Raw genomic sequence first — 11,722 nt, forward strand, 5'->3', positions numbered from 1 at the left:
ACCGGGGTCAGCGTCTTTCCAGCATCCACAAGCGCTTGCTGGCGCGGGTCATGGCAACGTAGAGCATGTTGCGCTCTGGGTCGCTCGTATTGGGCGAGAGGTGCCTGATATCGACAAAAGGCACAGCGACGAATTCATATTCATGGCCTTTGCTGCGTTCCACCGTGAGCAGTTGCAGGCTTGGCTTTTCCTGGCGCTGATGCTGCGCGATGCTCGACTGGACCATGAGGCTGAGACGGCCCAGGAATTCATCGACGGAAAGACCGGCGCAGATGCGCGACAGCGCTTTCAGGCTGGCCAGGCACTGGCGCAGTTCGCCCTGACTGATGGGGGCCTGAGCGAAGAATTGCTGCATCAGAGGGTGCTGGCACAGCAGCCCTGCATCGGCGCATTGGTCAGCGGGCAGAGCCAGCAGCCGGGCAGCAGGCGAGTCTGGTGTGATGTGAGCGGCGAAGAAACGGCGCATGGCGGCTTGCTGCCCCATGAGCTCGGCGGCAATGCGCAGCGTGTCGGACTCAGGAGGAGCATCGCCCAGTGCGCCCATGTCGAACAGGCCGTTGGCCAGCAGGTCCCGGTCGGGCGAGGTGGCATGGCGCACGTAGCGCATCAGGCCTTCGGCTGCGCTGTTCAAAATACCTTGTGAGAGCAGCGCGCTGCCATTGCAGCCTTTCATGGCCCACAGCATGGCAAGCACCAGGGCGATTTCGCGGCGCTGGTAGAAGCGCTGCATGCCCTTGCAGGCATAGTGCACGCCTTCATGGGCGAACAGCCATTCGAGCAGTACCGAATCTTCGGGCGAGCGCAGGATGACTCGCAGCACGGCGGGCGACTCTTGTGGCTTGCGGGGCAGGCGTGCCACAGTGGCATGAATATCCAGCAACTGCCGCGCGCAGTCCTCATCATCGCCGTGGCGATGCTCGAACCATGCCGCAGCGTTGCGGTAATGGGCCTTGAACCCCACGCTGAAGAACCGGTTCAGCTGCTGGCAGATGGCGGGGCCGAAGCGATAGGTCGTATTGAGCGTGGTCTGGGCCGTGCCGGCGGGTAGCTCTTGCAGGATGCGCTGGGCACCGTCTCCAAAGACGGAGGATGCACCCGGCAGGATGTGCTGGTTGAAGTCTCCCACACCGATGAAGCCGCCGTTGCCACGCGCCAGGTGGCGCAGCACCAGCAGTGCGGCCTCGTCCAGGTCTTGCAGCTCGTCGAATAGCACTGCGTCGAAGCGGCCCTGCAGTGGCGCGAAGCAGGCATTGAAGTCCAGTGTGGCCAGCTGGCTGGCCAGCGCATAGGTGCAGTCGCCGGGTGCGTAGAACAGTGGCTCCTGGGTGGGGCCCGCACGCAGCCGCTCATAGCTGCGCAACAGCCGGTACAGGCCGTAGTCCAGTGCGTTGTCGCGGCAATAGGCCAGCGCGCCAAGGCCGCTGTCCTCAATGCTGAGCTCCAGCATGCGCTGTTTGGCCTGGGCCTCGAAGGCGAGAAAGGCGCTGATGTCCAAGGGGCGGGCGAAGTAGTCCGCCAGCTCGGGTATGTCGATCTCCGCGTGCCGCTCGACCTCTTGAAACAGTGCTCCCTGCGCCTGCGCGATGAGCAGGTTCTTCTCCAGGTCGGAGGAAAGAATGGGGACAGGGTCGCCTTGCTCTGTGAGCATCTGGGCGCAAAGCTGCTCCAGTGTGAGCAGATGCAGGTCTTCGAGTCGCACGGCAGTGAACCGGGCCAGACGCGCTTGAATGGCCTTGATGCCGGCCTCCGAGTAGGCCAGCATCAGCACGTTGCGCGCGCCCTTGGTGCGGATCAGATCGGCGGCCTTGATGGCCAGCGTGGTTGTTTTGCCTGTGCCGGCCAGGGCGCGGATGAGCAAAGAGGGCGCTTCGCTGTTGAGTGCCTGGTTCTGGTCAATGCCGGGGTAATGCCTGGGCTGAAGGTTCATGCAGTGGGTACTCCATCTTCGTTATCCATGGTGCAGCCCATGCCGTGGGGCGCTTCTCGGCGCAGTCCTCAGCTCATGGCCTTGCGAAGCCACTCGGCAAAGGCCGCACATTCCCAGCGGTCCATGATGCCGGTCTTCCAGCACAGGTAGTGGGCGTGCGGGCTGTGGGCATCGGTGTCGAACAGGCGAACCAGCGTGCCGTTCTCCAGCCAGGGTGCGCCCAGTTTGTGGCGCACCAGTGCAATGCCCATGCTGGCGGATGCGGCGTCGCACATCAGGCCAATGTCGTTGAACTGCGAGCCTTCATTGGGTTCGGCCATGTCGAGGCCAGTGGCCGCAAACCAGGTGCGCCAGGGCTCCAACGGGCTGCGCAGCAGCGGCATGCCTTCCAAGTCTTCGGGTCGCTCGAACGGGCCATGCTCCCGGATGAAACTGGGGGATGCCAGGGGCGTGATGGTGTCGCGGGCCAGCTCGATATGCTCCACATCGGCATAGTGACCGGCGCCAAAACGTACCATCAGGTCGGCATCTTCACCAATGACGTCCAGCAGCGGAATCGAGACTTGCAGCGCAATGTCGATTTCCGGGTAGGCCTCGGTGAACTGGCGCAGGCGCGGGATCAGAATCACGCGCGCAAAGGTGGGGGTGACGGCCAGTTTCAGGCGTCTGCGTCCCGGGGATGCGGCTGCGCCGGGAAAGCGCTGCAGTGCGCCCAGACCTTCGCGGACATGGGCCAGATAGGCAATGCCGTCTGTGGTTAGCGAAAAATCCGCCCGACCAAACAGGCGTGCGCCCAGCATCTGCTCCAACTGCTTGACGCGGTGGCTGACGGCGCTGGGCGTCACGCACAGCTCCTCTGCCGTTTGCGTGACAGAACGCAGCCGCGCCAGGGCCTCAAAAGTAAGCAGGCACTGAATCGGCGGGATGCGCCGGGCGGTGATGCTGTTCAAGGCGCTGGGGCTGCGGGTCATGCAAAAAGTCCCAAGCCTGAGGGTTAGCGGAAGACCACGGTCTTGTGACCGTTCAAGATCACGCGGCGCTCGCTGTGCCACTTCACGGCGCGGGCCAGCACCTGGCTTTCGGTGTCGCGGCCGCGGGCGGTCAGGTCTTCCACCGTGTCGGTGTGGTCGGCACGGGCGACGTCCTGCTCAATGATCGGACCTTCGTCCAGGTCAGCCGTCACATAGTGGGCGGTAGCGCCGATCAGCTTCACGCCGCGGTCATGCGCCTGGTAGTAAGGCTTGGCACCCTTGAAGCTGGGCAAAAAGCTGTGGTGGATGTTGATGGCACGGCCAGACAACTTCTTGCACAGGTCGTTGGACAGCACCTGCATGTAGCGGGCCAGCACGACCAGCTCTGCGCCTTCTTCCTGAATGATCTCGTACTGGCGCTCTTCGGCCTGGGCCTTGGTCGCTGCCGTCACAGGGATGTGGTGGAAGGGGATGTTATAGCTGGCCGCCAGTTGATAGAACTCGCGGTGATTGCTGACGATGGCCTTGATCTCGATAGGCAGCAGACCTGATTTCCAGCGGAACAGCAGGTCGTTGAGGCAATGGCCTTCCTTGCTGACCATGATCACGGTCTTCATCCGCTCAGTTTTGGAGTGCAAACTCCACTGCATTTGATATTGATCAGCTAATTCAGCGACAGATGCTTTAAGAGCGGCGGGGTCCTTGCTGTCACAGGCAAACTGCACGCGCATGAAAAACAGGCCAGTCACCGTGTCGTTGTACTGGGCTGCTTCTTCAATATTGCCGCCTTGTTCGAGCAAAAAGCCCGAAACGGCATGCACCAGGCCCAGTCGATCTGGGCAAGATAAAGTCAAAATATAGGCTTGGGTCATAGCTCGGCGATTGTCGCAGCAAGGCGAGGACCCTGCGGACAAAGGAAATTCATGAAAAGCGAGGGAGGCCATTCTCGCCTCACACCCTGGGTGATCGTCACCCTCTATGTGTGTGCGGGAATGATGTGGTTGGGCGCTCAGGCAAGCGTGCTTGACTATTTTGCGGTATCGCTCAATCGCCAGTCGCTGCGTTGGCAGATAGGCCTGTTCATAGTTTGGTTGCTGGTGACTGCGCTGGTGGCGCTGTGGTTCATGCAGCGCAAGCGGCAAGCGGACCAGCGCAGCCGGGAAACGGCGCAGGAGCTGGAGCTGATCGTGCGTTACGCACCGGCCGGTATGGCCCGCGTGCACCTGGGCGGCGGCAAAATTGCCTGGGCCAATGCCAAGCTGGCAGGCTGGCTGGGCTGCAGCGTGGAATCTCTGCGCGGTCAGGACTTTCGCGCGCTGGTGCTCGCTGACGACAAGGAAGAAATCGCCCTGCAGCTTGAACGCCTGCTCGACGGCAGTACCAACTATTACCAGGCTTTGCGCACCTGCGTCAATGCCACTACCGGCAAGGTCACGCCTGTGCTATGTACCACCAGTCGCGTGGCGTCCTCTGGCGTGGACGGGCCGGTGGCCTTGGTCTGTGTGCTGCAAGATTTGAGCGAGATGGTGAACGCGCGCAATGCCATGGTGCGCAGTGAAACCATGCTGCGCATGGCGCTGGAAGGCAGCGGTAATGGCGTCTGGGAATGGGATGCGCTGGCGTTGCGCCTGAACTTCTCTTCAGGCATGGGCGCCTTGCTGAAGTATCAAGGTCAGGACCTGGCTGCGGACTTTGACTTCTATCAGCGCCTGCACCCCGAAGATGCGGCTGCGGCACGGCTGCAGGTGGATCAGGCTCTGGAGCAGGGCAGCATGCTGGTGCTGACGGCGCGGCTGCTGTGTTTTGATGGCATGTACCGCTGGTTTCGCGCCCGTGGTCAGGCCCATAAAGATGCGGATGGCCGATTGCTGCGCATTTCCGGCCTGCTGTCTGACCAAACCGCCAGCCGCGAGGCCGATGAGCGCCGCCGACTTGCATCCACCGTGGTGGAAAACACCATCGAGGGCGTGGTGGTGACCGATGCGTACAGCCGCATTCTCTCGGTCAACCACTCATTCACGCGTCTGCTGGGCTTTTCTGAAGAAGAAATGCTGGGCCAGACCCCGCGCATGTTCAAGTCCGGCCGTCACGACAAGGCGTTCTACGACACCATGTGGGCAAGAATGCGCTCCCATGGCCACTGGCAGGGGGAGATCTGGAACCGCCGCAAGAACGGGGAAGTCTTCCCCGAGCGCATGTCGCTGAGCGCGGTCAAGGATGCCAATGATCATGTCACCCATTACGTCTGTATGTTCACCGACATCTCGGCCGAGAAGGCGCGTGAGCAGCAGCTGGAGTTTCTCGCGCACCGTGATGTGCTGACCGGTCTGCCCAATCGCTCGCAGTTCAGCCTGATGCTGGGCAATGCGCTGGCGGACAGCCAGCTCACAGGCGCTGGCATGGGGGTGATTCTCTTCAATATTGACCGCTTCAAGGACGTGAACGACAGCTACGGTCACTCCATTGGCGACGAGGTGCTCAGGCATGTATCGCATCAGATGCAGGCCGCCTTGCGCAGCGGCGACATCATTGGCCGACTGGCTGGGGATGAGCTGTGTGTGGTGGCGAACTCCCTCTCTGGCCGTCAAGCCGCCATAGAAGTGACCGAGCGTTTGATGGCTGCTGCGGGCAAACCGTGGACGACGCCAGATGGCCTGTCTGTGGTGGTCAGCGTGAGCGCTGGTATTTGCCTGTACCCCGAGCATGCGAAGACTGCCGAGGAATTGCTGCAAGGCGCCCATGCCGCGGTGTATGGGGCCAAGAGCCGAGGCTCCAATGCATGGTGCTTCTTCCATGAAGACATGACGCAGGCCGCGCGCGAGCGCCTTGAGCTGGAGGCGCGCCTGCGCCGTGCGCTGGATCTGGGTCATATGCGCCTGTACTACCAGCCGCAGATTGATCTGCAGACCGGCCGCCTGATGGGAGCAGAGGCACTGCTGCGCTGGCTGGACCCTGAAGAAGGCCTGATTTCCCCGGCGCGCTTTATTCCGGTGGCTGAAAGCTCGGGCGTCATCGGCCCGCTGGGCTTGTGGGTGCTGGGCGAGGCTTGCCGGCAGGGCCAGCAATGGCGCACTGCGGGCCTGCCCGACCTGACGATTGCCGTGAATGTCTCGTTGCACCAGTTTCTGCTCACCGATCTGGTGGGCGCGACGAACCAGGTGCTGGCGGAGTCATGCTTTCCGGCGGAGTTTCTGGAGCTTGAAATCACCGAAAGTGCGCTGGCCGAAAAGCCTGAAGACGCGCTGACCGTGCTCACCCGCCTGCGTGATCTGGGCCTGCGTCTGGCCATTGATGACTTTGGCACTGGCTATTCGTCGCTGGCTCACCTCAAGCGTTTTCCGCTCGATCTTCTCAAGATCGACCAAGGCTTTATCCGCGACATTCCCAACAGCGCGGACGACATGACCATCAGCAGCTCAGTCATCGCACTGGGCCACGCCATGGGCCTGAAAGTGCTGGCTGAGGGGGTTGAAACGCGCGAGCAGCTGGCGTTTTTGCAGGAAAAAGGCTGCGACTACTTTCAGGGCTACTTCTACAGCCGCCCCGTTCCGGCGGAAGACTTCACGCGTCTGCTGGAGAAGGCGCGTGACGGCCTGCCGCTGGTAGAGATCGCTGCGGCTGAGGACTCTGTGGTGATTTGAACGTCAGCCGCCGATGCGCTAATTCGTGGAATCAGGGCTTGGGTGCAGCCCTGTTCTTCCACTGCTCGCCTAACTCTGCGCAGTGATCTTTAGAGGCCGTACCCGGCAGCGTCAGCAGCTTGTCTGCTTTCATATTAATAGCTACTTGCGATTTATCTGATTGCGCTATGGCCACTTTGGGCTTGAAGTCAGAAGCCAACCAGGTAGGCACGCCAATATCGCTGCGTACATGGCCACGGCCTGCCACCAGCAGCACGGTCTGGCCGGGCTTGGCCAGTTTGTGCGCAGCAGTGCTTACCTTGGCCATGGATTCATCGCGCGCCAGCTGAATGCGCGCCATGGGGGCGAATTGAGACTCGGGTAGCAGGCCGCAATGGCCTTCCTTGATGGCGTCCAGCTGCAGCTGCCAGCCTGCGGCGGGCAGGTGGCTGTCATAGCGGGCATCGCCCATGGCCTGCTTCATCTGGGCGCGGGGCAGGTTGCCGCCCATCACGGGCACGCCAGCCTGCACGGCGGCCATCACCATGGTGCCATAGTCCTTCCAAGGCCAGCCACCGGGGCCGCCGCCCTGCGCCCACAGCAGCGCGGTTTTCACCTCTTCATCGCTGGCGCCGGGCTGCAGGGCGCGGGTATCGCCGCCGGCTGGGGCCATCTCAATCACCAAAGCGGCCAGTTGCCCCTGCGCTGCCAGGTGGCGCACAGTGGCAGCCTCCCACTGGTGGTGCGATGTCTGGTCATGCTGCTCGCCCAGCAAGATGGCGGGCGCACCTGACCATTGCACCAGCGTTTGCTGCCATTGGGCATCGCTAGTCAGAGATGGGCTCTGATGGGCGCAGCCGCCCAGCAGCAAGGCGGTGGCAAGAATGAGAGGCTTAGCCAGCGGTTTGAAAAAAGGGCGTTGAAGTGCCTGCGAAGAAGTCCACATATTGACCTGTCCTGTTTTGAAAGACGGGGCATGGCTTCGTACCTCAGAAAATCGCACCGGCTTTGCCCACCGAAATTTGACGCGAGGCAGCGGTGTTGGCCGCTGCCTCCTAGCTATTGTCAGGCCTTGGCGGGCTGCTGTTCTGCGTAAGCGCCACTTTATCGAGGACTTCAGCGCGCAAAACACATAATGTGCTGATGAAAAAGCACTGGCGAACCTGCAGCTTCATCAGCCTGAGCCTTGGCGGCTTGCTGGGCGGCGCACTGATGTGGATGGCCTGGCAGCACAACGCGCAATGTGAGATTCATTGTCCTGAACTGGGTGTCGACTGGGGCTACTGGCTGGTGCTGGGTTTTGCAGTGAGTATGGCGCTGGGTGGGCTTCTGCTCTGGGCGCTGCAGGAGCTGCGAAAAGCATAGCTGGAAGCGCTTTCTGCATCTGCGCAAACCATGAAAAAAGCCACTCAAGTGATGGAGTGGCTTTTGTTTTGAGGCGGATCGCTCAGTGAATGATGACTGGCTGCTGGGCGAGGCCGGTGTATTTGTCCAGCGTTTCCTCTACCTCTTCTTCAGTGGGGGCGTCTTGCTGCCAGGCCAAGATGGTCTTTTGGAACATTTCGGCCCAGGAGCCATCGAGGTACACCTCTTTGCCCGAGCGCTTGTCCACAATTTCAAAGCCGTGGCGGGGCAGTTGGTGCTTTCGCTCTGTTGCGGCCGGGGCAGTGCCTGCCGGAACGTCTGCCTCCATGTCTGGACGCAGATGGAGCACCGCAAAGGATTCCGAGTCGTAAAGCATTTGCATGGTGATCCCCCTTTCATTTCCGTTATGAGCATGCCTGCCATGGATATGGCGACAGGGTGCCGCATTTCAAGCTGGAAATGCCTGCTCTTGGCACTTGATCACAGTATTCCATGGATTAGGCCGCGCTGTGCAGGCCCGGCTTTCGCCTGCTGTGGTAGGCCGCGCTTTGGGCGGCACGCCAGCGTGAGGCTCTTGGGCTTGCAGGCGGCGGGCCTTGTCCAGCTCTGGGTGTGAGTGCTTGATCTGATGCGGGCTCGGGGTTTACGTCAGGAGCCAGAGGCTTTGCGGCTATTGCGGCGCAGGCGCGTATTTTTTGAGCTGCAGGTCCACAAAGTCATCCTGTCCCTGCGAGAGTTTGATGCGCACGGGCAGGTATTGCATGGCTGGAGCCAGCCAGACGGCGCCGCGCTGGTCGTTGCCGCTTTTGCCGGGCAACTTGTCTAGCCGCAGCGCCATGACGCTGCCAAACGGCAAATCCAGCGCCTCAGTCGCACCCACGCGGAACTGCCAGCGGGCTGCTGCGCGGGCGCTGCTGGCGGTTATCTCGATCAGTGTGCCGGGCGGGTATTTGCTGGGGTCAGCCGCCATGAGGGCGGAGAGTTGCAGAAACACGCTGAGGCGGTCTTGTATGCCGTCGGCAATCGCCGCATCGGCCGTGCCGCCGCTGAAATGGGCCTTGCCGCTGGCTACGTCAAAGCTGGCGGACTGGGTTTTGCGCCCCTTGTCGCTGAAGTTGAGGGGCTGCAGGCCGCTGGGCGTAATCAGGCCCTCGCTGGTCTGAGAGCGCTCGCCCATCAAAAACATGCTGATGGACTGGCGCGCCTGATAGTACTGGCCGTCATGCTGCCACTGCAGCTGGGCACCGGCCGAGTACTGAAAGCCTTTGACCTGACCGGAGGCATTGAACTCAAGCGTGGCTGAGTTGGGCAGGGAAACGGGCAGCACCGTGCCCGGCGGCAGCGGCACACCGCTTGCGGGGGTGACCTGAAGCGGGCGGGCGGTGTCTGCGCCATTGGTTTCAGGCTGCTCGGCAGCGGGCTCGGGGGCTGGCGGTGGTACGGGTGGTGTTGCCGGGGCCGGGGCTTCTGCGGGTGCTTCTGTTTCGGGCGCTTGTTGCGCTTGCGTATCTTGGGCTGGAGGCTGATTTGACTCAGATTCTGGATCTGCAGGGGCGGGCGCAGGAGCCGGTGCTGGAGCGGCTGGCCTTGGCGCAGGCCGTGGCTTGGTGGGTTGGGGCGCTGGGGCGGCCGGTTCAGGCGCAGGCGGCTTGGGAGTGGGTGGCTTGGACGTGGGCGGTGGCGGAGCCGCTTCCACCATGCGTGTCTCCATCACGATGGGCGCATCTGCGGGCTTGGGTGGGTTGAGCTTGGGCAGACCCCATAGCGCCAGTGCATGGGCCACCAGCACCGCGCCGGTGACGGGCAACAGGATTTTGCGTGGCTGAGTGGTGCGGCCCATGGGCTGTGGGGATTGGCTGGGAGTGGATTATTCGCCGGCGGTGGCGCGCCAGCCCAGATCACTGGAGAGCTGGCGTGCGGCGGCCTGCAGCGGCGCGTCAATGGCTCCACCATATTCGGGGTCGAAAGTCGCCAGCGAGCCCAGGGTCATCAGGCCCAGCACGATATGTCCCGATGCATCGAAGACCGGTACACAAAAGGCCACGATGCCGGGCAGCACGGTATCGACCACGCGGGCCGTGCCGCGCTCGCGCACCTCGGTCAGCATGGCGGCAACGGCTTCTTCGGTCAGCGGCAGGTCTTGGCGCTTGGCCTTGCGGGCGCGTTCCAGCTCGGGCTCCAGCAGCGGCGCGGTGATTTCGCGCGGCAGCCATGCGCCAAAGCAGCGGCCTGTGGCCGAGGCCAGAATGGGCATCACATCACCCAGACGCAGATTGGCGGTGACGGACTGCGCCGACTCTTCCCAGTGCACGATGGTGGGGCCGTGATTGCCCCAGACGGCAATCGCCAGCGTGTGGTTGAGGGTGTCCAGCAAGCCGGGAATGCGTTCTCGGGCCAGACGCACAGGGTCGAGCCGGGCCAGCGAGGCCAGGCCGATTTGAAGTGCTGCTGGTCCTAGGTCATAGCGCGAGTTGCGCTCGTCCTGACTGACCAGACCGATGCGCTGAAAGCTCACCAGATAGCGGTGAGCCTTGGCCGCACTCATGCCTGCGGCTGCGGCAACATCTTTCAGCATCAGCGGGCCGCTGGCTTGCGCCAGAGCTTCGACTAGGGAGAAACCCACTTCGACCGACTGAATCCCTGCGCGTTCCTTATCCATTGCAATAGAATCGTGTTTTGTTTAGTTAAATCAATTTAACCAATCGTAATTTTGGCTAGCGTTGTCAGGCATTGTGCCAGCAACGCAAGCAAAGCAGAGGGATAGAGCATGAAGCTGGCAACGTACAAGGATGGCTCGCGTGATGGGCAGTTGGTCGTGGTGTCGCGCGACCTGAGTCAGGCCTGCTATGCCACTGGCATTGCCAACCGCATGCAGCAAGTGCTGGATGACTGGAGCTATATGGCTCCCCAGTTGCAGGATTTGTCGCATGAACTCAATCATGGCAAGGCGCGCCACGCCTTCCCGTTTGACCCGCAGCGCTGCATGGCGCCGCTGCCACGTGCTTACCAGTGGGCCGATGGCTCGGCCTATATCAACCACGTAGAGCTGGTGCGCAAGGCGCGCAACGCCGAGGTGCCCGCCAACTTCTACAGTGACCCGCTGATGTACCAGGGCGGCAGCGATGACTTCATCGGTCCCTGCGACGATGTGATCGTGCCCAGCACGGCCATGGGTATCGATTTCGAGGCCGAGATTGCCGTCATCACCGGCGATGTGCCCATGGGTACGGATGCCAAAGATGCGCTGAACGATATTCGCCTGGTCATGCTCGTCAACGACGTCAGCCTGCGCAACCTGATTCCCAATGAACTGGCCAAGGGGTTCGGCTTCTTCCAGAGCAAACCAGCGACGGCGTTCAGCCCCGTGGCCGTGACGCTGGACGAGCTGGGCGATGCCTGGAAGGGTGGTCGTCTGCACCTGACGCTGCAATCAACCTGGAATGGCCGCAAGGTCGGCATGTGCGATGCGGGCGAGGACATGACGTTCCACTTCGGCCAGCTGATTGCCCATATCTGCAAGACACGTAATGTGCGCGCCGGCTCCATCGTGGGCAGCGGTACGGTGAGCAATCGTGGCGTGGAGACTGGCAGCGGCAAGAATAAGCGCATGGAATGGCCCAAGGGCTATAGCTGCATCGCTGAAAAGCGCTGTATCGAGACCATTCAGGACGGCGCGCCCAAGACCGAGTTCATGCAGTTTGGCGACACCATTCGAATCGAGATGAAGGGCAAGGACGGTCAGAGCATTTTTGGCGCTATCGACCAGAACATTGCACCGCCCGGTGGCAATGATGCGGCTCCAGAAAGCGCTGCAGTCGACACTTCCAAGGTCTAACTTG

Annotated in this window: 10 protein-coding genes; 3 read left to right on the forward strand and 7 right to left on the reverse strand. The window is 61.9% G+C overall.

Translation table 11 applies throughout. From position 1 onward, the window contains the following. Window positions 1-7 precede the first annotated feature (7 nt). From RSF91_RS02570 to purU, 3 genes are all read right to left on the reverse strand, one after another. A complete protein-coding gene (locus tag RSF91_RS02570) occupies window positions 8-1,927 on the reverse strand; it encodes an ATP-dependent helicase (RefSeq protein WP_332566935.1) in 1,920 nt (639 codons plus the stop codon). Between the two features lie 68 nt (window positions 1,928-1,995). Beyond that, on the reverse strand, window positions 1,996-2,898 hold the full coding sequence (locus RSF91_RS02575) for a LysR substrate-binding domain-containing protein (protein WP_332566936.1): 903 nt from the start codon (window positions 2,896-2,898) through the stop codon (window positions 1,996-1,998). A gap of 23 nt (window positions 2,899-2,921) precedes the next feature. Beyond that, complete coding sequence (gene purU, locus RSF91_RS02580; RefSeq protein WP_332566937.1) at window positions 2,922-3,770, reverse strand: formyltetrahydrofolate deformylase; 849 nt, start codon at window positions 3,768-3,770, stop codon at window positions 2,922-2,924. A gap of 51 nt (window positions 3,771-3,821) precedes the next feature. On the opposite strand from purU, the gene RSF91_RS02585 reads away from it, so the two are divergent. Continuing rightward, a complete protein-coding gene (locus RSF91_RS02585; RefSeq protein ID WP_332566938.1) occupies window positions 3,822-6,539 on the forward strand; it encodes a sensor domain-containing protein in 2,718 nt (905 codons plus the stop codon). 31 nt (window positions 6,540-6,570) lie between these two features. Here the strand turns inward: RSF91_RS02585 and RSF91_RS02590 are convergent, their stop codons facing one another. After that, window positions 6,571-7,464 (reverse strand): ChaN family lipoprotein, encoded by an 894-nt coding sequence (locus tag RSF91_RS02590; protein ID WP_332566939.1) that lies wholly within the window; start codon window positions 7,462-7,464, stop codon window positions 6,571-6,573. A gap of 197 nt (window positions 7,465-7,661) precedes the next feature. Here RSF91_RS02590 and RSF91_RS02595 point away from each other — a divergent pair, with 197 nt between their 5' ends. Then, window positions 7,662-7,883, forward strand: coding sequence for a hypothetical protein (locus tag RSF91_RS02595; protein WP_332566940.1), 222 nt, complete (start codon window positions 7,662-7,664; stop codon window positions 7,881-7,883). Between the two features lie 82 nt (window positions 7,884-7,965). Here the strand turns inward: RSF91_RS02595 and RSF91_RS02600 are convergent, their stop codons facing one another. The 3 genes from RSF91_RS02600 to RSF91_RS02610 all read right to left on the reverse strand — a co-directional run bounded on the left by RSF91_RS02600 (window position 7,966) and on the right by RSF91_RS02610 (window position 10,542). After that, the gene (locus tag RSF91_RS02600) at window positions 7,966-8,265 is read right to left on the reverse strand and encodes a BTH_I0359 family protein (RefSeq protein ID WP_099735499.1); all 300 of its coding nucleotides are present in this window, start codon (window positions 8,263-8,265) and stop codon (window positions 7,966-7,968) included. Between the two features lie 288 nt (window positions 8,266-8,553). Continuing rightward, on the reverse strand, window positions 8,554-9,723 hold the full coding sequence (locus RSF91_RS02605) for a DUF3108 domain-containing protein (RefSeq protein WP_332566941.1): 1,170 nt from the start codon (window positions 9,721-9,723) through the stop codon (window positions 8,554-8,556). Between the two features lie 27 nt (window positions 9,724-9,750). Continuing rightward, window positions 9,751-10,542, reverse strand: a complete 792-nt coding sequence (locus tag RSF91_RS02610; protein ID WP_332566942.1) for an IclR family transcriptional regulator — start codon at window positions 10,540-10,542, stop codon at window positions 9,751-9,753. 108 nt (window positions 10,543-10,650) lie between these two features. On the opposite strand from RSF91_RS02610, the gene RSF91_RS02615 reads away from it, so the two are divergent. Then, window positions 10,651-11,718 carry a fumarylacetoacetate hydrolase family protein gene (locus RSF91_RS02615; RefSeq protein WP_332566943.1) on the forward strand — a complete coding sequence of 356 codons (1,068 nt, stop codon included), beginning with the start codon at window positions 10,651-10,653 and terminating at the stop codon, window positions 11,716-11,718. Window positions 11,719-11,722 lie beyond the last annotated feature (4 nt).

Origin of the sequence: Comamonas sp., from assembly GCF_036643215.1 — a bacterium.
Taxonomy (GTDB): domain Bacteria; phylum Pseudomonadota; class Gammaproteobacteria; order Burkholderiales; family Burkholderiaceae_C; genus Comamonas.

Excerpts from the sequence above, each read along its gene's own strand:
- RSF91_RS02570 (WP_332566935.1), bottom strand. The coding sequence starts at position 1,927 with ATGAACCTTCAGCCCAGGCATTACCCCGGCATTGACCAGAACCAGGCA.
- RSF91_RS02575 (WP_332566936.1), bottom strand. The coding sequence starts at position 2,898 with ATGACCCGCAGCCCCAGCGCCTTGAACAGCATCACCGCCCGGCGCATC.
- purU (WP_332566937.1), bottom strand. The coding sequence starts at position 3,770 with ATGACCCAAGCCTATATTTTGACTTTATCTTGCCCAGATCGACTGGGC.
- RSF91_RS02585 (WP_332566938.1), top strand. The coding sequence starts at position 3,822 with ATGAAAAGCGAGGGAGGCCATTCTCGCCTCACACCCTGGGTGATCGTC.
- RSF91_RS02590 (WP_332566939.1), bottom strand. The coding sequence starts at position 7,464 with ATGTGGACTTCTTCGCAGGCACTTCAACGCCCTTTTTTCAAACCGCTG.
- RSF91_RS02595 (WP_332566940.1), top strand. The coding sequence starts at position 7,662 with ATGAAAAAGCACTGGCGAACCTGCAGCTTCATCAGCCTGAGCCTTGGC.
- RSF91_RS02600 (WP_099735499.1), bottom strand. The coding sequence starts at position 8,265 with ATGCAAATGCTTTACGACTCGGAATCCTTTGCGGTGCTCCATCTGCGT.
- RSF91_RS02605 (WP_332566941.1), bottom strand. The coding sequence starts at position 9,723 with ATGGGCCGCACCACTCAGCCACGCAAAATCCTGTTGCCCGTCACCGGC.
- RSF91_RS02610 (WP_332566942.1), bottom strand. The coding sequence starts at position 10,542 with ATGGATAAGGAACGCGCAGGGATTCAGTCGGTCGAAGTGGGTTTCTCC.
- RSF91_RS02615 (WP_332566943.1), top strand. The coding sequence starts at position 10,651 with ATGAAGCTGGCAACGTACAAGGATGGCTCGCGTGATGGGCAGTTGGTC.